Source organism: Melissospora conviva (assembly GCF_049523535.1).
Lineage (GTDB): Bacteria > Actinomycetota > Actinomycetes > Mycobacteriales > Micromonosporaceae > Melissospora > Melissospora conviva.
The window spans coordinates 176,175-193,545 of record NZ_JBLLDT010000001.1; the positions used below are offsets into that span (position 1 = coordinate 176,175).

The 17,371-nt window shown below is 73.9% G+C and carries 19 protein-coding genes and 3 tRNA genes; 4 read left to right on the forward strand and 18 right to left on the reverse strand.

Going from position 1 to position 17,371, the window contains the following annotated elements:
- Positions 1 to 241: 241 nt before the first annotated feature.
- From ACK8GG_RS00900 to crtI, 6 genes are all read right to left on the reverse strand, one after another.
- A tRNA-Phe gene (locus tag ACK8GG_RS00900) sits at positions 242 to 315 on the reverse strand.
- 100 nt (positions 316 to 415) lie between these two features.
- Positions 416 to 492, reverse strand: a tRNA-Asp gene (locus ACK8GG_RS00905).
- Between the two features lie 50 nt (positions 493 to 542).
- Positions 543 to 615, reverse strand: a tRNA-Glu gene (locus ACK8GG_RS00910).
- Positions 616 to 791: 176 nt separating this feature from the next.
- Positions 792 to 1,727: a MerR family transcriptional regulator gene (locus ACK8GG_RS00915; RefSeq protein ID WP_440355287.1), complete on the reverse strand. Its 936-nt coding sequence runs from the start codon at positions 1,725 to 1,727 to the stop codon at positions 792 to 794.
- Entirely contained in the window at positions 1,717 to 2,295 is a 579-nt protein-coding gene (gene idi, locus ACK8GG_RS00920; RefSeq protein WP_440352189.1) for an isopentenyl-diphosphate Delta-isomerase, read from the reverse strand. Before idi ends, ACK8GG_RS00915 begins: the two co-directional genes overlap by 11 nt.
- On the reverse strand, positions 2,292 to 3,773 hold the full coding sequence (gene crtI / locus ACK8GG_RS00925) for a phytoene desaturase family protein (protein WP_440355288.1): 1,482 nt from the start codon (positions 3,771 to 3,773) through the stop codon (positions 2,292 to 2,294). The genes idi and crtI overlap by 4 nt, the downstream gene beginning before the upstream one ends.
- 209 nt (positions 3,774 to 3,982) lie before the next feature.
- Between crtI and ACK8GG_RS00930 the strand changes: the two genes are divergently transcribed.
- Genes ACK8GG_RS00930 through ACK8GG_RS00940 form a run of 3 tightly spaced genes read left to right on the forward strand, consistent with a single transcriptional unit; the run spans position 3,983 to position 7,202 of the window.
- Positions 3,983 to 4,903, forward strand: coding sequence for a phytoene/squalene synthase family protein (locus ACK8GG_RS00930; RefSeq protein WP_440352187.1), 921 nt, complete (start codon positions 3,983 to 3,985; stop codon positions 4,901 to 4,903).
- 39 nt (positions 4,904 to 4,942) lie between these two features.
- Positions 4,943 to 6,280, forward strand: coding sequence for a CapA family protein (locus ACK8GG_RS00935; RefSeq protein ID WP_440352186.1), 1,338 nt, complete (start codon positions 4,943 to 4,945; stop codon positions 6,278 to 6,280).
- Positions 6,281 to 6,335: 55 nt separating this feature from the next.
- Positions 6,336 to 7,202, forward strand: coding sequence for a Rieske (2Fe-2S) protein (locus tag ACK8GG_RS00940; protein ID WP_440352185.1), 867 nt, complete (start codon positions 6,336 to 6,338; stop codon positions 7,200 to 7,202).
- A gap of 3 nt (positions 7,203 to 7,205) precedes the next feature.
- Here the strand turns inward: ACK8GG_RS00940 and ACK8GG_RS00945 are convergent, their stop codons facing one another.
- The 12 genes from ACK8GG_RS00945 to ACK8GG_RS01000 all read right to left on the reverse strand — a co-directional run bounded on the left by ACK8GG_RS00945 (position 7,206) and on the right by ACK8GG_RS01000 (position 16,193).
- Positions 7,206 to 8,318, reverse strand: coding sequence for a LysM peptidoglycan-binding domain-containing protein (locus ACK8GG_RS00945; protein ID WP_440352184.1), 1,113 nt, complete (start codon positions 8,316 to 8,318; stop codon positions 7,206 to 7,208).
- Positions 8,319 to 8,329: 11 nt separating this feature from the next.
- On the reverse strand, positions 8,330 to 8,782 hold the full coding sequence (locus ACK8GG_RS00950; protein WP_440352183.1) for a pilus assembly protein TadG-related protein: 453 nt from the start codon (positions 8,780 to 8,782) through the stop codon (positions 8,330 to 8,332).
- Positions 8,779 to 9,255: a TadE family protein gene (locus tag ACK8GG_RS00955; RefSeq protein WP_440352182.1), complete on the reverse strand. Its 477-nt coding sequence runs from the start codon at positions 9,253 to 9,255 to the stop codon at positions 8,779 to 8,781. The genes ACK8GG_RS00950 and ACK8GG_RS00955 overlap by 4 nt, the downstream gene beginning before the upstream one ends.
- 149 nt (positions 9,256 to 9,404) lie before the next feature.
- Positions 9,405 to 9,800 carry a TadE/TadG family type IV pilus assembly protein gene (locus ACK8GG_RS00960; RefSeq protein ID WP_440352181.1) on the reverse strand — a complete coding sequence of 132 codons (396 nt, stop codon included), beginning with the start codon at positions 9,798 to 9,800 and terminating at the stop codon, positions 9,405 to 9,407.
- A gap of 1 nt (position 9,801) precedes the next feature.
- The gene (locus ACK8GG_RS00965) at positions 9,802 to 10,014 is read right to left on the reverse strand and encodes a hypothetical protein (RefSeq protein WP_440352180.1); all 213 of its coding nucleotides are present in this window, start codon (positions 10,012 to 10,014) and stop codon (positions 9,802 to 9,804) included.
- Between the two features lie 20 nt (positions 10,015 to 10,034).
- Entirely contained in the window at positions 10,035 to 10,898 is an 864-nt protein-coding gene (locus tag ACK8GG_RS00970; protein WP_440352193.1) for a type II secretion system F family protein, read from the reverse strand.
- A complete protein-coding gene (locus ACK8GG_RS00975; RefSeq protein WP_440355671.1) occupies positions 10,898 to 11,845 on the reverse strand; it encodes a type II secretion system F family protein in 948 nt (315 codons plus the stop codon). Before ACK8GG_RS00975 ends, ACK8GG_RS00970 begins: the two co-directional genes overlap by 1 nt.
- Positions 11,794 to 13,308 carry a TadA family conjugal transfer-associated ATPase gene (locus ACK8GG_RS00980; protein ID WP_440352179.1) on the reverse strand — a complete coding sequence of 505 codons (1,515 nt, stop codon included), beginning with the start codon at positions 13,306 to 13,308 and terminating at the stop codon, positions 11,794 to 11,796. The genes ACK8GG_RS00975 and ACK8GG_RS00980 overlap by 52 nt, the downstream gene beginning before the upstream one ends.
- Complete coding sequence (locus ACK8GG_RS00985) at positions 13,298 to 14,098, reverse strand: CpaE/TadZ family protein (RefSeq protein WP_440352178.1); 801 nt, start codon at positions 14,096 to 14,098, stop codon at positions 13,298 to 13,300. The genes ACK8GG_RS00980 and ACK8GG_RS00985 overlap by 11 nt, the downstream gene beginning before the upstream one ends.
- A gap of 3 nt (positions 14,099 to 14,101) precedes the next feature.
- Positions 14,102 to 14,746, reverse strand: a complete 645-nt coding sequence (locus ACK8GG_RS00990; RefSeq protein ID WP_440352177.1) for an SAF domain-containing protein — start codon at positions 14,744 to 14,746, stop codon at positions 14,102 to 14,104.
- Positions 14,743 to 15,645, reverse strand: a complete 903-nt coding sequence (locus ACK8GG_RS00995) for a hypothetical protein (protein WP_440352176.1) — start codon at positions 15,643 to 15,645, stop codon at positions 14,743 to 14,745. The genes ACK8GG_RS00990 and ACK8GG_RS00995 overlap by 4 nt, the downstream gene beginning before the upstream one ends.
- On the reverse strand, positions 15,639 to 16,193 hold the full coding sequence (locus ACK8GG_RS01000) for a hypothetical protein (protein WP_440352175.1): 555 nt from the start codon (positions 16,191 to 16,193) through the stop codon (positions 15,639 to 15,641). The genes ACK8GG_RS00995 and ACK8GG_RS01000 overlap by 7 nt, the downstream gene beginning before the upstream one ends.
- 364 nt (positions 16,194 to 16,557) lie before the next feature.
- Between ACK8GG_RS01000 and ACK8GG_RS01005 the strand changes: the two genes are divergently transcribed.
- A complete protein-coding gene (locus ACK8GG_RS01005) occupies positions 16,558 to 17,343 on the forward strand; it encodes a prepilin peptidase (RefSeq protein WP_440352174.1) in 786 nt (261 codons plus the stop codon).
- Positions 17,344 to 17,371 lie beyond the last annotated feature (28 nt).

Sequence of the window (17,371 nt, forward strand, 5' to 3'; positions counted from 1 at the left end):
AAAGCTGGGGAGGCATCAGGGTCTCCGAGCAAAGTGGCGCCGTCGGTGCGGGGTCAGCCGGATCCGTCTGGATGGCTCGCCACGGCAGATCAGCGGTCTTTCGTGCGATGCGGGGGCGGACATGGGGGCATTCCGGGGTCAACCAGGGGCAGACCGGATCCGCCGAGCCAGCGGGTACAAAGCAAAGCGCCGACCCGCGTTTCCGCTGATCGGCGTTGCTGTAGCCCGGCGAAAGGCTATGTGGCCAGAGGCGGGGTCGAACCGCCGACCTTCCGATTTTCAGTCGGACGCTCGTACCAACTGAGCTATCTGGCCGTGTTACCCAGGTCATGTTACCCGCTCGGCGAGGTTGTCACCGAGGAGGGGCGAACCTGGAACGCAGAACGCCGCGCGGATCACGCGCGGCGCTCGGCGCTGGCGGTCCTGACGGGACTTGAACCCGCGACCTCCGCCTTGACAGGGCGGCGAGCACTCCAACTGCTCCACAGGACCTTGCTCTTGCTCCGACTCGCGCCGGTACTGCTTCCGGCTTGCGCCGGTCGTGCCCCCAACGGGATTCGAACCCGTGCTACCGCCTTGAAAGGGCGGCGTCCTAGGCCGCTAGACGATGAGGGCGGCCCCGCAATCATTGCACATGCGTCTCGCTCACTTGCACGTGGCAACTCTGTGCGGACTTGCTCCCATCCGGCCCCGCCGGAGGCTTGGAAAGCATACGTGATCGAAGGCCAGCCCACAAAACCGGTACGCCGGTGGGCTCCGGCACGGCCTCTACCAGGCAAAACGCGCTCGGATCAGCGGCTTGTGCCCAGGATGTCGCCGATCATGGCGAGCGCCTGGCTCAGGCGGGCCGGGTGGAGCACGCCGCTGGGCAGCGCCGGGACGTCCCAGCCGGGGCCGGCGGCGAGCAGCAGCACGGGACGCCGTGGCACGTCCAGGACCGCGCGCAGCTGGGCCGGGTCGGCCGTGAACGGCGCGTGCGACCAGAGCATCACCACCTCCGGCCCGGTGCGGTTCACCGCGTCGACCAGGGCGACGAGGGGCACCCGGGCGCCGAGCAGCCGGCAGGGCGCCCCGGCCTCGGCGAGCGCGGCGGCGAGCGCCTCCAGTGGCAGGCTGTGCTGCTCCTCCTCGGCGCAGGCGAGCAGGACGCGCGGCACGCCGTCGGGGGCGGCGGCCCGGGTCGCGGCGGCGAGCGCCTCCGAGACACAGCGGGAGAGCAGGTGCTCGACCTCGACCAGCACCCCGGAGGCGGCGTGCCGCTCGCCGATGGCGATCAGCACGGGGCAGAGCAGCCCCTCCCAAGCGGCGACGACCCCGTCGGTCTCCAGCGCGTCACCGATGAGCCGGACCATCGCCATCGAGTCCATCCGCATCGCCGCTCGCGCCAGCCCCCGCCCCGAGGGGCCTGCGGCGCCGACCGGCAGGGTGTGCCGGCCGCCGTCGCGGACCACCTCCGGGCGTACAAGAGTCGGGGCGAGCAGGTCGTCGGCGAGCGCCGGCGGGGCCTCCCGGGCCCAGCGGGCCGCCTCGGCCGGCGGGAGCCCGTCGGCGGTGAGGCGGCGCATCACCTCCAGACGGGCGAGGTCCTCGCCGGTGTAGCGGCGGTGCCGTCCGGGCGCGTGTCGACTGGGGCCGAGGCCGTAGCGCTGGTGCCAGCTGCGCAGGGTGGTGACCGCCACCCCCAGCCGGCGCGCCACGGCCCCGGCGCTCAGTTCGTCATCGTCCAACCGGCCGCTCCGGTGCCTGTGCGGGGAGACCGGTGGTGGGGTGCAGCAGCCGGTCGAGCACGCCCGCCAGCCACGGCGCGTACCGCTGGGGTTCCCGCTCCAGGTCGGTGAGCAGGTCGTCCGGGGCGATCCAGCGCAGGTCGGCGACCTCGGTCGGGTCCGGGGAGATCGGAGCGTCCGGGGCGTAGGTGGCGCGCAGCACGTGGTCGTACTCGTGCTCGATGCGCCCGGTGTCCGGGTCGGCAGCCTGGTAGAGGTGCACGCCCACCTCAGTGAGCTCCAGCGGCGCCACGCCGAGCTCCTCGCCGAGCCGGAGGTTGGCGGCCTCGGCGAGCGGCTGGCCGGGCAGCGGGTGGCCGCAGCAGGCGTTCGCCCAGCGCAGCGGGAAGCGGGTCTTCACGGCGGCCCGCTGCTGGAGCAGGATCCGGCCGTCCGGGGCGACCAGCAGCACGGAGAAGGCGCGGTGCAGCCGGCCGGGGGAGCGGTGCGAGTCGGCGACGCTGGCCTCGCCCACGGCGTTGCCGGTGACGTCGACCAGCTCGACGAGGTGGGACTCCCGAACGCTCATCGCTGCCCCCCGGTGACCCGCGCCGCCGCCAGCTTTCCAGAGATCAGCACCATCGGAACTCCCACCCCCGGCTGCGTGCCGGATCCGGTGAACACCACATTGGACAAGGTTCGATGCAGGTTAGCCGGGCGGAACGGGCCCGTCTGGAAGAGGTTGTGGGCGGCGGCGAAGGGCGTGCCGGCGGCCATGCCCTGGTCGGCCCAGTCCGCCGGGGTCACGATCCGCGACACCTCCACACCGTCGGCGAACCCGACGTAGCCGCGCTGCTCAAGGGTGCGCATCAGGTCGTCGGCGTACGTGCGGGCCAGGTCACCGCGCCAGTCCAGGGCAGCTCGTTCCAGGTTCGGGGTGGGGGCGAGGACATAGTAGGTGTGGCGGCCGTCCGGGGCGACGGTGGCGTCGCTGCGGCTGGGGTTGCAGACCAGCAGCGACGGGTCGCTCATCAGCTCGCCGCGGCGGATCACCTCGTCGAAGGTGCCCTTCCAGGCGCGGCCGAAGTGGATGTTGTGGTGGGCGATCTGCTGATAGCCCTGCTTCGAGCCGATGTGCAGCACCACGCAGGAGGGGGAGTAGCGCAGCTTGCGCTGCCGGGTCGGCGGCAGCAGATCCCGGTAGGCCACGGGCAGGTCCGGGTTGAGGACCACCACGTCCGCGCCGATCCGCTCCCCCTCGGTGGTGATCACCCCGGTGGCCCGGCCGTACGCGGTCTCGACCTGCTCCACCGTGGTGCCGTACCGGAACTGCACGCCGTGCTTTTCGGCGGCGTCGGCCAGCGCACGGGAGACGGCGTGGATGCCGCCGCGCGGGAAGTAGACCCCGGCGACCGAGTCGAGGTACGAGATCACGGTGTAGATGGCGAGCGCGTCGTGCGGGGCCATCCCGGCGTACATGGCCTGGAAGGAGAAGATCCGCCGGGTACGCGGGTCGCGGAAGAACTGGTCGATCTTGGTCTGCAGACGGCGCAGGCCGCCGGCGGCGATCAGGCGTACCAGGTTGGCGGTGAGTAGATCGGTGGGGGCGTCGAGGTTGCGGTCGATGAAGTCGTTGCGCTCCAGCTGCCAGAGGTGGCGGGCGTAGTCGACGAAACGCAGGTAACCGTCGGCCTCGCGGGGACCGCAGACGCGGGAGACCTCGGCGGCCATCCGCATCGGGTCGGTGAGCACATCCAGGGTGGAGCCGTCCGGGTAGTACGCCCGGTACGCCGGGTCGAGCGGTTCGAGCTCCACCCAGTCGGTGAGCTTCTCACCGACCGCGCCCAGTGCCTCGTCGATCAGCTCCGGCATCGTCAGCACCGTGGGGCCGGTGTCGAAGGAGTACCCGTCGACGCTGAGCCGGCCGGCGCGTCCGCCCGGCAGCAGTTCGCGCTCGACGACGGTGACCTGACGGCCCTGGCCGGCCAGGTGCAGCGCGCACGCCAGGCCGCCGAGCCCGGCGCCGACGACCACCACGTGGTCGGTGGGTCCCTGCACGGTTCGCACTGAATCGTCTCCTCGGTTTGCAGCCGTGGCGGCCCACGTCTTCCCGCCCGCGTCGGGTCCGGATTCTCCCGCCGCCGTCGGCCCACCTTCCCGGCGCGGGGGCGCCGGTACGGCCCACGTCGCGTCGTTTCGGTGGCCTGGTGGGCGAGCATACCCTAGGCTGAAGCTGTTGCGTCGATTCTTGCGTCGTTTCTGAAGGGGAGTGTGTCGTGGCGGACGACCTCAACGCGGCCTACGAATACTGTCGTGAGCTGCACAAACGACACGGGCGCACCTACTATCTCGCGACCCGGCTGCTGCCCGCCTGGAAACGCCGACACGTGCACGCCCTCTACGGCTTCGCCCGCTACGCCGACGAGATCGTCGACCGCACCGGCGAGCTGAGCCCGGCGCGGCGGGCCCACCTGCTGCACGACTGGTCGGCCCGCTTCACCACCGGCCTGCACGGCGCACCGATCGACGATCCGCTGCTGCCGGCGGTGCTGCACACCATCGCGGTCTTCAACCTCGACCGCAGCGACTTCACCCTCTTTCTGCGCAGCATGGAGATGGACCTGACCATCCGGTCGTACCGGACCTACGACGACCTGCTCGATTACATGGAGGGCTCGGCGGCGGTGATCGGCACGATGATGCTGCCGATCCTCGGCAGCGACGACCTGGCCGCCGCCCGGGAGCCGGCCCGGCAGCTCGGCCTGGCCTTCCAGCTGACCAACTTCATCCGCGACGTCGCCGAGGACCTGGAGCGCGAGCGGGTCTACCTGCCGGAGGAGGACCTGGACCGGTTCGGGCTGACCGCCGCGGACCTCTTCGCCGCCGCCCGCGACGGCGCCACCCCGCCGGCGGTGCGGGACCTGATCGCGTACGAGGTGGGGCGGGCCCGCAGCCACTACGCCGCCGCGGCCGCCGGGGTCACCCTGCTCACCCCGGCCTCGCAGGCCTGCATCCGCACCGCGTACCTGCTCTACGGCGGCATCCTCGACGAGGTCGCCGCCCAGGGCTACGACGTCTTCGGCCGACGGGCCGTGGTGCCGAACGCACGGCGGCTCGCGGTGGCGGCCCGAGCCCTGGTCACCCCGGCCGGCACTCCGGTCACGGTGCCCGGTCCCGGCGCGCCGGTTCCTGGTTAAAAGTCGGGTTTTCGGCTATTGCCCCATTAGCCTTGGCCAATGGCCGGAATGCATCGTTCGGCGCGGCCGAGCCGGTTCCCGCTCCCCTACCGGCTCCTGCTCGGCCTGCTGCTCGCCCTGGTGATCGCCGTCAGCGCGACCTGGTACCTCGGCGCGCCGCGACCACCCCGGCCGGCCGACACCGCCGGCAGCACCTCGACCGAGACCGGCGGCAGCTCCGCCGACACCGGAGCCGACGCCGGAGCCGACGCCGGAGCCGACGCCGGAGCCCCGGTCGCGGCCGCGACGACCCCGGCTACCGCCACCGCCCAGCCCGGGACGGCCGACCCGACGGACGCCGACCGCCGGATCAGCATCCTCGCCGCCGGTGACGTCCTGGTCCACCCGCCGGTCTGGGAGCAGGCACTGGCCGACGGCCGGAACGACCGGCCCGACTTCGCGCCGATCTTCGCCGGCCTGCGCCCGGCCGTCGGCGGCGCGGACCTCGCGCTCTGCCACCTGGAGACCCCGCTCGCCCCGCCCGGCGGGCCGTACCAGGGATATCCGAGCTTCGCCGCCCCGCAGGAGGTCCTCGGCGGAATCCGCAGCGCCGGCTACGACGGTTGCTCCGTGGCCTCCAACCACACCCTCGACCAGGGGTACGACGGCGTCGTGCGCACCGTCGACGCCGTCGAGCGCGCCGGACTGGGCCACAGCGGGGCGTACCGCAACGCTGCCGAGGCCGGCCGCCCCACCATCTACCGCATCAAGCAGGTGCCGATCGCGCACCTGAGCTACACCGAGAGCCTCAACGGCCTGCGGCCGCCACCGGAGGCGCCCTGGCTGGTCAACCGGATCGACCCGGAGCGCATCCGCCGCGACGCCGCCGCCGCCCGCGACGCCGGCGCCCAGATCGTCATCGCCAGCCTGCACTGGGGCACCGAGTACGCCCACCAGCCCGACGACCGGCAGCAGGAAGTCGCCAGACAGCTCGCCGCCCTCGGCGCCGTCGACCTGGTCGTCGGCCACCACGCCCACGCCGTGCAGCCCGTCGAACGCGTGAACGGCACCTGGATCGCGTACGGGCTCGGCAACCAGCTCGCCCGGCACGCCGAACCGGCCGACGCCAACCGGGACGGCGCGATGATCGAGGCGAGCTTCGCGCCGTCGGGCCGGGACGGCCGCTGGGAGGTCGCCGGACTGCGGGCGCTCCCCACCTTCGTCGAACTCGACCCGCGGCTGCGGCTGATCGACCTGAGCCGGGCCCTCGCCGACCCGGCGCTGACCGACGACCAGCGCCGGCGCTACAGCGCCGCGCTCGACCGGATCAGCGGACACCTGCTCGGCCGCGGCGGCGCGCGGGCCGGCCTCGAGATCGCCGGTGACGGCAGCCAGTGACGCCGCCGTCACCGTTCGCCGGTTTTGAAGGCCGCTTACGGGGAATCCTCGCCGTATGTCCGTCTTGACGAAGATCGAACAGGCCAAGGGCCTGGACCGGATCAGTGATCGACTGCAGCAGCGGGTTCTCGGCGTGATCCGCTCGCGCAAGGTGCGGGACGCGCTGCACGGCGTGTGGCTGGGCCATGCCCTGCACCCGGCGCTCGTCCAGCTGCCGGTCGGCGCCTGGGCGTCCAGTGTGATCCTCGACCTCCTGCCGGCCCGCAAACCACAGGCCTCCGGCCAGCGGCACGCCGCGACCGTGCTCGTCGGCGTCGGCGTCGCCAGCGCCGTGCCCGCCGCGCTGACCGGCACCAACGACTGGTCCCATCTGAACTCCGAGCAGCGCCGCGTCGGCCTGGTGCACGCGGTCGCCAACAGCATCGGCCTCGTCTGCTACACCGGGTCACTGGTCGCGCGCCTGACCGGACGGCACCGCCTCGGCCGTACGCTCGGCTTCGTCGGGTTCTCCTCCGTCAGCGCCGGGGCGTACGTCGGCGGGCACCTGGTCTACAAGCAGGGTGCCCAGGTCAACCAGAGCATCGCCGAGCTGAACCGGATCGACGAGGGCTGGCACCCGGTCATCGACCTGGCCGACCTGCCGGAGCGGACGATGGTCACCCGGGAGGTCGACGGCGTATCGGTGATCGTCTACCACGACGGCGACGACATCACCGTGATGCTGGAGCGCTGCCCGCACGAGAGCGGCCCGCTCGGCGAGGGAGACGTCGTCGAGATCGACGGCAACCCCTGCGTGGTCTGCCCCTGGCACGGCAGCACCTTCCGCCTCGGCGGCGGCGAGATCGTGCACGGCCCGGCGAGCACCGACCAGCAGGTGCTCAGCACCCGCGTCGTGGACGGCATGCTCCAGGCTCGCGTCTGAGCGTCAGTCTCGTCGCGGCCGCTGGCGGCGGCGCAGCCCGAGCAGTGCTCCGGCCTGCGCGCCGATGATGGCCGCCACGGCGAGCACCGCGGAGATCGCCAGCGGTCGGTTGAGCTGCGGGTCGGCGCGCTCGGCGGCGTCGTACCGGCCGGCGGGGGCACCGGCGGGCGCCCCGGACGTCGACGGCGCCCCCGAGGTGGTGGGTGCCCCTGAGGTGGTGGGAGTTCCTGCGGTGGTGGGTGCTCCCGGCGTGACGGGCCTTTCCGAGGGTGCCGCCGACGCCGTCGGCTGGACCGGGTCCGCCGGTGGTGGGGTTGCCTGCGACGGCGGCTGCTGCGGCCGGGTCGACGGCGGACGCTGCGGTGGCGGGGCCGGCGTGTTGCGGATGGTCCGGCCTCCGGCGTGCCGCGCGGGCCCGGCGTCCTCGGCCGAGGCCGGAAGGCGTACCTGCTGTCCGGGGTGGATCAGATCCGGGTCGCCGATGTCGTTGAGCTTCGCCAGCTCCGGATAGCGGTCGAAGTCGCCGAGGTAGCGCTGCGCCACCCCGCCGAGGTAGTCGCCACGCGCCACCCGGTACACCAACCGCCCCTCCTGATGGGCCCGCACCGGTACGCCCGCACCCGCCCCGGCCACCCCCGCCCCACCCGCAGCCACCCCCGCTGCGGTGTCGGCGCTGCCGACGGCCGTGGTGCCCGCGAGCGTGCCGGCCGCCGCCCCGAGCGGGGCGAGCAGCGCCAGCGCCCCCAGCAGCGCCGCCGCCACCTGCTGCTGCCGGGCCAGCCCCGGCAGGCGCGGCGCGGAGCGCCGGCCCAGCAGCGCGACGGCCTCGGCCGCTACCGAGACGGCGAAGGTGCCCCAGCCGAACCAGCCCGCCAGGGCGAGCACCCGCAGAAAAAGCTGCCCGTCGTCGCGGCTGGTCAGCCCGGCGGCCACCTCGGCGAAGGTCGGCACGTGATCGGGCAACGGGTTGCCGCCGAAGGCCACCAGTGCTGCCGGTGCGCCGGCGAGGAGCACCACCAGCAGGGCCAGCGCCCCCAGCCCGGCAATGAACCGCCCGATCCGCCGGGGCGTCGAGATCCGGGTCGGCATCACGATCTTCTCCTCCTGCTGCGGCACGGCGTACGAGGTCAGGGGCGTTCGGTGAGCAAGCGGGCGGTGGCGCTGCCGGTGGCGGTGAGGTCACCGGCGCCGAAGAGGCTGAGCATCACCGGCTCGTAGGTCAGGATCACTGTCACCTCGAGGCGGGTGGGCGCGCCGCCGTCGGGGTCGGGCACCTGGCGGGCGCTGCGGGTCAGGTGCACGTTCTCCGGCAGCGTCACGCTGTCCAGATAGCGGTAGGCGGCGGCTGTCGCCGCCGCCGGGTCGATGGCCTTCACGCCGCCGCCGACGGCGGCACCACGGTCGATCTCCTGGCCGCCGGTACGGGCCGCCTCCGCGGCCAGGTTCTCCGCACGCTGGGTCATCCGCAGCTGGGCGGAGCCGTCGTAGGTCAGTCCGATGACGGCGAGCACCGCCAGCAGCGCGATGGCCAGGAAGACGCTGACCCGGCCGGCGTCCCCGCGCCCGGCGCCGCTGCTCATGGCCGCTCCGGTGCGACCACGGCCGGTCCCCGGCTCTCCTGGGTGACGCCCCGGGCCCGGTAGCGGTCCATCGGGGAGACGAACGACGCCTCGACCCGCCGACTGCCGGGAGCGCCGACCAGGTCGTCCAGGGCGACGTCGCAGACGACCGACGAGCTGATCGACACCGGCTCGCCGACCGGGACGGCGAACGCCTCCGCGAGGCTGATCACCCGGCCGGTGCGCCCGTCGATACCGCCGAGCGTCACCTCCAGATAGCCGCAGTTCAGCCCGGCCTCGGCCAGCCGGGCGCGGGCCTGCACCTCGCCGTCGGCCCGGGCCCCCTCCAGGGTCCGGGAGATCGAACCGGCCCGGGCCGCGTCGTGGGCGGCCAGGTCGACGGCGTTCTGCGCCACCGCCGTACGCCCGACGACCGCCGCGAGCACGATCAGCATCAGGAAGGCCGGCGCCAGAATGGCGACCTCCACCGTCACCGACCCGCGCTCCCGACCGGGTACGGCGCCATCCCCTCCGCGCCTCGCGGCGCTGTCCTTTTCGCGCTTGGCGGCGCTGTCCTTTTCACGCCTTGCGGCACCGTCCGCCCCGGGTTCGCCGAGGTGCTCCACGTCGGACTGCGAGGACGTCACGGGGCCGGCTCCGTGAAGCGCTCCACCGGGCCGTGGGCCGTCTGGGAGATCGGGAAGCGCACACCGGGCAGGATCGAGAGCGCCTCGCCGCTGACGGTCACCGTCACCTCGCGCTCACCCCGGCTGGCCTCGACGGTGCCGAGGGTCAGCCAGTCACCGGCGCCGGCGACGAACTCCCGGGCCTGTGCCTCCCCTTCGGCCTCGTCGACCCCGTCCAGGACCCGGGTGGCGTTCACCCCGATCTGTGCCGCGTTCAACGCCACCGAGCGGGCCAGGAAGACCGCCGCCACCTGGATCGAGGCGAAGAGCAGCAGCAGGATCGCCGGCATGGTGATCGCCAGCTCGACCGGGCTCGCCCCCCGGTCCCGCTGGGCCGGTGTACGCCGTGTCATGTCAGGGCTTCGGCACCGACGGCGTACCGCCGATGGTGGTGTCCATGAACTCGTTGACCAGGCCGAGCGCCCAGGCGACCACGCCCACTGCGAGGACCGCCAGGCCGGCGATGATGATCGCGGTCGGCACCGGGCCGTCGCCGCGTTCGGGCTCGCGCCGCAGCTCGGCGAGACGGGTGACGAGCAGAACGTGCAGGTACGAGATCAGCGCCATGGTTCGCGTCCGTTCACGAGTCAGATCCGGGTGAGGAATGGATAGAGGACGAAGCCGACGAGGATGAAGACCAGCAGCGCGCCGGGAATGTCGAGCCGGCCGGTGACCGCCTCGGCGCGGGCCAGGTTGTCGGTGCGGATCTGGTCGCGCAGCGAGTCGGCGCGCTGCCGCAGCGTCTCGTGGACCTGCGCGCCCTCCGTGCCGGACGACTGCATGATCGCCCCGACGTCCCCGAGCTCCGGTACGCCGATCTCCTCGGCGAGTTCCCGCAGCTCCGCCCAGGGGGCGTGCATCTGCAGCTGGGCGATCCGCAGCGAGTCGCGGATGCGTTCGAAGACCCAGCCGTCGCAGACCGCCGCGGCCTGCTCCAGCGCCTGCACCGGCCCGTGAGCGGCGGCCAGCTGCAACGCCACCAGATCCAGGTAGGTGCAGACGGCCCGGGCGAACTCCCGTCGGGCCCGCGTCGCCCGGGCGAGTACGTCCCGGTGCGCCAGCAGGGCGGCCAGGAACGCCAGCCCCAGCCCGGCGGCGACCGGCAGCACCACCGGTAGGCGCCAGCCGCCCGCGCTCGCCAGCGCCGTCGCCACCCCGGGGGCGGCGAGCCCGATCAGCGCGGAGAGCAGCAGCGACAGCGCGTACTGCTCGGGGGTGCGGCCGAGCAGCGCGAGGTCCCGGGTGGGCGGGCGCAGCCAGCGGGTGGCACCGGTCAGCCAGTCCAGGTTGGAACGCGCGGCGGTGGCACTGGTGCGGATCGGCCGGTGCAGACGGCGCAGCGCCGGGGCGAGCGCCGGGCTGCTCGGCAACGCCTCGCGGACCAGCAGGAAGAGGCCCAGCCCGGCAGTCGCGCCGGAGATGACCGCGATCGTCAGCGGCGGGTTGGCGATCACCAGTGCACCTCCCCGGCCCCGACCGGACGCAGGAAGCGCGGCGCCGGCGGCGGCAGGCTCATCGAACGCACCCAGGCCAGCAGGGCGACGAAACCACCGCCGAGGACCACCATCACCGCCTGCCCGGCCGGTGTGCCGTACGGGCGCATGTACTCGGGGTTGAGCAGGCCGTAGCCGAGCACCAGCAGGGTCATCCCGGTCAGGAATCGCACCGCGAAGCGCGGCTGGGTCCGCTTGGCCTCCACCTCCCGCCGGGTCCCCACCTCGGCCGCCGCCGCGCTCGCGATCGAGGCGAGTACGTCGCCGAGCCGCTCGCCCCGGTCGCTGAGGTGCAGGATCAGCGCCGCCACCACCTGGTCGCAGACCGGGTCGGCGATCTCGTCGGCGAAGGCCAGCAGGGCGTTACGCGCCTGCCAGCCCGCCTGCAGCCGGGCGGCGAGGGTGCGTACCTCCTCGGCGATCTCGTCGGGGACGGTGTGGATGGTGCCGACGATCGCCTGTTGCAGCCCCTGGCCGGTGCCGGAGACGTCCTTGAGCCGGCGGGTCCACTCGCCGACCGCCTCGATGCGTGAGATGGCCCGCTGCTCGGCCCGCCCGACGGTGAACAGCCACGGCGCGCCGGGCACCGCGAGCGCCACCAGCAGCCCGACCACCGGCAACCCGGTCAGCAGGAAGGCCAGCGCCCCGGCGGTGGCGGCGACGATCAGCAGCCAGCGGCGGGCGGACGCGTCCCGGCCGCCGCCGTGGCGCATTCGCTGCAGCCGGGCGGCGACCCGCCCCGGCGGGCGGGGCGGACGGCGGGTGCCGGTGAGCGCGACGAGGGCGAGCAGCAGCCCGGCCACCGAGGCGGTGCCGGAGAGGACCGCGATGAATCGGAGGTTCTCCAGGCCGCTCACCGGGCCGGCTCCGGCCGTTGCAGCCGGCTGTGCCGGGGACGGCGCCAGGCGCCGGTGCCCGCCTCGACGTACCGGGCCAGGGCGCGCAGGTCGTAGCCGGCCCGCAGCAGCTGGTCGCGGATCCGCTCGGGCAGGTGCCGCGGCACCGCGCGCCCGTCCGGGCCGGGGCCGAAGACGGTGGTGGTGATGATCCGGTTGCCTTCGCCGACCCCGACGACCTCCTCGATCTGGGAGACGAAACGGTGCTTGCGTCCGCCGATGGCGCTCTCGTCCTCGACGGTCACGTAGACGATCAGGTCGAGGGCGTTGCCGGCCATCCGCCGGGCCTGCTCCACGGTCATCTCCCGGCCGTGCGACAGCGCCAGCTCGATGATCCGTTCGCTGACCCCGGCCGGGGTGCGGGCGTGGATCGTGCACATCGACCCGCGGCTGGTGGTCATCGCCTGCAGCATCGGGACGATCTCCCGGGAGCGGACCTCGCCGACGATGACCCGGAGCACCCCCATCCGCAGCGCCAGCGGGATCAGGTCGGCGATCGTCACCTCGCCCGCCGGGCGGCCGTCGGGGCCGCGTTCGCCGTGCCCCTCCCGGGACTCGAAGCTCAGCACCGCCCGGTGCCGCTCACCCCGCCGGGCCGGCAGCAGCTCGCGGCTCTCCTCCAGCAGCACGTACGGCTCGTCGGCGGGGATCTCGTTCATCAGCGCCCGGATCACCGTCGTCTTGCCCGCTCCGGCGAGCCCGGCGACCATGATGTTCAGCCCGCCGGCGGTGGCGGCGCGCAGGAAGTCCCGGATCAGCGGGTCGATCATCTCGTCGAGGTCGGGGCGGGCGCCGCTGATGTCCTCCAGCGACACATCGAGGGTGTTGTGACGGCGGATAACCGCGTACGGGCGGTGGCTGACCAGGAAGACCGCGGCGAGCCGGCTGCCGTCGGGCAGCTGCAGGTCGAGGGTGGGCTTGGCGGTGGAGAGGGAACGTTCGGTGGCGCCGGCCCGGCGGGCCACCGCCTGGAGGATCTCCACCAGCTCCTCGTCGCTGTCGGCGATCGGGTCGGACCACTCCACTCCGCCGCCGTGCCGGGCGATGCGCACCTGGTCGCAGCCGAGGATGTGCACCTCCTCGATCGTGGTGTCGACAAGCAGGGTCTGCAGCCGGCCCAGGCCGGCGAGTTCGGCGATGACCTGGTCGAGCAGGAGCCGCTCCTCCCCGGCGGGCATCGGGGTGCCGGACCGGCGGACGCTGTCGGCGTACTCGCTGACGACGGTGACGGCGAGCCGGGCCCGTTCGGCGTCCTCGGCGCCGGCGTCGTGGTCGCGGCCGCGTTGCCAGTGGGTGAGGCGTTCGCTCAGGTCCCGGCGCAGCTCCCGGACCAGGGCGAAGTCCACCCGGGGCCGGGGGCGGGGCGGCGGGTTCGGCGCCGCCGGTTGCGGGTCCGGGCGCAGCGGTGCGGGGATGGCGACGGCCGGGTCGGCCGCCGGCCGGGGATCGTGGGAGACGGCCTCAAACCGCATCGCTGACCTCCGCGACGGCCGGGTGCCCCAGCCGGGCGGCGCGCCGCTCCAGCAGGTCACCGACCGGGTTCTCCAGCGCGGCCGCGGCGCGCAGCAGCGGCCGGTTCGGGCGCACCGTCCCGCCGTGGCCGAGGACCTGGGCGCTGCGCGGGTCGTCGGGCAGGTGGCCGATGACCGGCAGCCGCATCGCCTTCGCCACCTCGAAGCGCCCGTGCCCCGCCCCGACCAGCAGCAGCCGCAGCGAGTCCGTCGGCACCCGCTGCGCGACGAAGTCGCGTGCGATCGCGCGTACGGTGGCCCGGGCCAGCGCCAGGTCGGGCAGGCGGGGGGCGGTCACCACCAGGACCAGGGCGGCGGCCCGCAGCACCGGCCACGGTGGCGAGGCGACGCTGAGCCGGCCGCAGTCGGCGAGCACGTCGTACGCCGGGCGGCCCCGCTCCAGGTCGGCGAAGAAGTCGGCGAAGCGGTGCCAGAGCGGGGCGACGCTGCCGGCCTGGACCGGGTCGAGGACGCCGGGCAGGAGCAGGCGCTCCCGGCGCGGGGCGTCCAGGTCGACCAGCTGGGACCAGAAGTGGCGCTCCAGGTTGCCGTCGCGCAGTTCCCCGACGGCGAGTTCGCCGAGGCCCCGCGGGCCTTCGAGCGCGCCGCCGAGGTAGCCGGCGAGGACCGAGCCGCCGGCGGGGTCGCATTCGGCGAGCACCAGCCGGCGCTGCCAGGTCAGCGTGCAGGCCAGGGCGGTCGTGGTGACTCCGGGGGAGCCCTTGGCGGAGACCAGGGCGATGATCGCCACAGGTCAGCCCGCCGTGGTGAGGACTACGGCGATCCGGTTCTCGGCGGCGAGCGCGACCACCGCCGGCACATCCCGGGCGGCGAGCGCCACGTAGACGACGACGTTGCCCCGGTCCGGCGCGTCGCTGTCGATCACCGTCGCCTCGAAACGGGTGGCGGTGGTCTGCGTCTCGCCGCTGCGGGGGGTGCTGACCAGCAGCAGCGGGTCGCCGGGTTGCAGGCGGCGGGCCGGGACCTGGGTGGGTTTGAGCCCGAGCGCCACCTGCTGCTGGCCGGGGGCGAGCAGCGGGGCGTCGGTGAGCTGCGCCATCGTCAGCAGCGTGCCGGGCACCAGCGCCACGGTGGCGCGCTTGCCGAGCACCTCGTCGATCCGGTCGGCGGGGACCGGGGTCAGCCCCTGGCCGCCGGCGAGCTGGACGGTGGCCAGGTCCTCGGCGGTCAGTGCCGTGCCGATGGGCAGCGGCCGGGCGATGGCGAGGTAGCTGCCGGTGGCGCGGACCGAGGTGACCGCGAAGGCGGAGCCGAGTCCGCCGAGGACCACCAGCAGCACGGCGAGCCCGAGCAGCCCGGGGCGCATCCGGCGCTGCCGCAGGATCCGCGGTGGGGCGACCGGGGCGTCCACCGGTTCGTCGTGGGTCACCACGCTCACTGCGTCACCACCTGAAGTTCGTCGATCCGGATCGGTGTCGGGTCACTGGTGCGGACCTGCGGGGGCAGTTCGCCCCCGGCGCCGCTGCTGCTGCTCCAGCGCACGGTCCAGTGCGTGGTGGCGTGGATGGCGTAGTCGCCGGGGCGCTGGTAGCCCTGCGGGAGTCCGCATTCGGGGGTGCGCCCGGCGTCGCGGGCCGGGTCGTACGCGGTGCCGCCGCCGGGAGGACAGGTGACCTGGTCGCCGTTGCCGAGGTCCCAGACGATCTTCGTGACCTCGGCGGTGATCCGTACGGTCAGTCCCCGCTCGGTGTCGCTGGCGCTCAGCTGCCACCAGCGGCTGTCCCGGTCGGCCCAGAGCCAGACGGGCAGGCCGACCAGGCCGGGCCCGGCGGCCGGCCGGGGTGCGACCGAGATCGGTGGCGCGGCCAGCGTGATCTTGGCGTAGGCCCGCCAGGCGAGCTCCTGCGGGTCGGGGGGTGCGCCGAATCCGTCCGGCGGGGTGTCGAGCTCCACAGTGTCGAGTTGGCCGTTGCAGCTGCGGAGGTACCGCTTCTTGCCCTCGGCGACATCTTCCGGCTGCGGTTCCTGCAGCTTGTAGTAGCAGCCGTCGGAGTTGTTGAACCAGCCGAGCAGCTCGTCGTAGCACTTGACGGGTTCCCCGTCACGCATGCAGACGGCCGGTTTGCCGCCGCCGCCACCGTCGCCGGGTTTGCCGTCGCCGGGGTCGCCGGGGCGTGGTCGCGGTTTCTGGTCGTCCCAGACGTGGCAGTCGGGCTCGGTCGGGGGGCAGGAGCCGCCAGGGTCGGCCTGCGCGGCCGGGGCGGGTGCGACGAGGAGCGAGAGCAGCAGGAAGAGCAGGGCCGCGAGCGCGTACGCGCGGCGAGGGAGTGTCAGCATGGTTGGTCCCGGTGGGCGGCGCCGGTATTGATCAGCCAGCGATCGTGGTAGCGGGTGGCGGTAGCGGTGACCAGGTAGCGCTGCCCGGCACTGCCGGGGACGGCACGATCGCCGTCCACATAGATCAGGCGGTAGCCGGTGGCGTCCAGACAGTCCTGGATCTCGACCGTCGGCGGGCTCCCCTCCAGGCTGACCAGGGTGACCGTCGGGTCACTGGTGAGCGTGCCGGTCCGGCGGGCGCCGTGGTCGTGGGCGTCGCGGATGGCCAGGCGCACCTGGGTCAGCAGTGGATCGGCGAGGTAGTCGGTGAGGGCCGGGTGCAGTGGGTCGCCGGCCCGGTTCGCCTCCCGCGAGGCGCGCAGATAGCCCGCGTACGCATCGAGGGCGGCGCGTTCGGCGGCCTGCCGGTCGGCGGCGTCCACGGTGGAGACGGGGGCGGCCCGGGTGGGGTCGGGGAGCGGTCCGGGTCCGGGGGTGCCGCAGCCGGTGACGAGGAGGGCGCCCGCGAGGATCGCGCCGGCGGCGCGGAGCGGGGATCGTGCTGGCAACGGTGCGTCCCCTCCTCTGCTTGCTCCGGCCGGGCCCGCGGGTCCGGCGGCGAGCGGGGCGCAGGGCGTCAGGGCCCGGCCCGGGACCGGAATCCAGTTGAAGTTGACCAATTGCTGGTGTCGCCGTTTGACGGGTGCCGAAATTGTCGATCCGGGTCGTGGAGCGGGCTTTCAGGGTGTGCGCCGTCCACGGGGCGAGCATAGGCTGAGCTTGCGAAATGCAAAAGATGTAGCGAAGGCGAGTACGCTGCGTGATGACGTTTTTCAATGATCAATTGGCGGCCCGGAGGCGGCTCGCGTGGCGATTTCCGGAGCATGCGAGCAGTTTCCCGGGGTCGCTTTCCGCGTCATCCGCGAGTTCATTGTGACGACATCATCACAGTGTGTCACCAACTCGGCGCTGGTCGACGTCGGCCGGCGGCGGTGGCCGCGCCGGGTCGCCACCGTGCTCACGGTCGCGCCGCTGCTACGGGACCGGATCATCGCCTGGTCGGTGCCGACCGGTACGCCCCAGCGCCGTGCCTGCGACCGCTGCGCCGCCCCGATCGGGCTGGACCGTCCGCTGCGCCCCCTCACCCCGGTCGCCCGCTGCGCGCGCTGCGGCGGCCGGGCCGGTGCGCCACCGCTGACGGTCGAGGCGGCGCTGATCGCGGTGCTGGTGCTGCTCTGGGCGAGCGGGCTACCGCCGTTCGAGCTGGCCGCGGTCGGGGCGTGGCTGCTCTGCGCCGTTCCGCTGGGCTTCATCGACGTCGCCGTGCACCGGCTGCCGGACCGGCTCACCTGGCCGGCGAACGCCGCGGTGGCGCTGCTGCTCGGCGCGGCCGTGCTCTGGGGCCCGGCCGACGGTGGCGGCTGGCTACGGGCCGCCGCGGCCGGGGCCGGCCTGGCGGCCTGCTTCGCCGCCAGCGCGTTGCTGCTGGGGCAGCGCGGATTCGGGCTCGGCGACGCGAAGCTGGCGCTCGGCGCGGGGGCGATCCTCGGCTGGCTGGGCTGGGGCGCGCTGGTCTTCGGCCTCTTCGTGACGTTCCTGGCGGCCGGACTGGCCGGCGTGGTCGGCCTGGTCGCCGGCCGGCTGCGCTGGAGCGGTCACCTGCCCTTCGGCCCGTTCCTGATCCTCGGGGTGGCGACGGCCGTGGCGCTGCTCGGCTGAGTCCCTGCGGTCGCCGGGCCCGCCGTGG

Bases quoted from the DNA above. Each gene is read 5' to 3' on its own strand.
- ACK8GG_RS00950 (WP_440352183.1), bottom strand. From the start codon at position 8,782: ATGAGCAGCGGCGCCGGGCGCGGGGACGCCGGCCGGGTCAGCGTCTTC.
- ACK8GG_RS00965 (WP_440352180.1), bottom strand. From the start codon at position 10,014: ATGGCGCTGATCTCGTACCTGCACGTTCTGCTCGTCACCCGTCTCGCC.
- idi (WP_440352189.1), bottom strand. From the start codon at position 2,295: ATGAGCGTTCGGGAGTCCCACCTCGTCGAGCTGGTCGACGTCACCGGC.
- ACK8GG_RS00935 (WP_440352186.1), top strand. From the start codon at position 4,943: ATGGCCGGAATGCATCGTTCGGCGCGGCCGAGCCGGTTCCCGCTCCCC.
- ACK8GG_RS00940 (WP_440352185.1), top strand. From the start codon at position 6,336: ATGTCCGTCTTGACGAAGATCGAACAGGCCAAGGGCCTGGACCGGATC.
- ACK8GG_RS00980 (WP_440352179.1), bottom strand. From the start codon at position 13,308: ATGCGGTTTGAGGCCGTCTCCCACGATCCCCGGCCGGCGGCCGACCCG.
- ACK8GG_RS00995 (WP_440352176.1), bottom strand. From the start codon at position 15,645: ATGCTGACACTCCCTCGCCGCGCGTACGCGCTCGCGGCCCTGCTCTTC.
- ACK8GG_RS00960 (WP_440352181.1), bottom strand. From the start codon at position 9,800: ATGACACGGCGTACACCGGCCCAGCGGGACCGGGGGGCGAGCCCGGTC.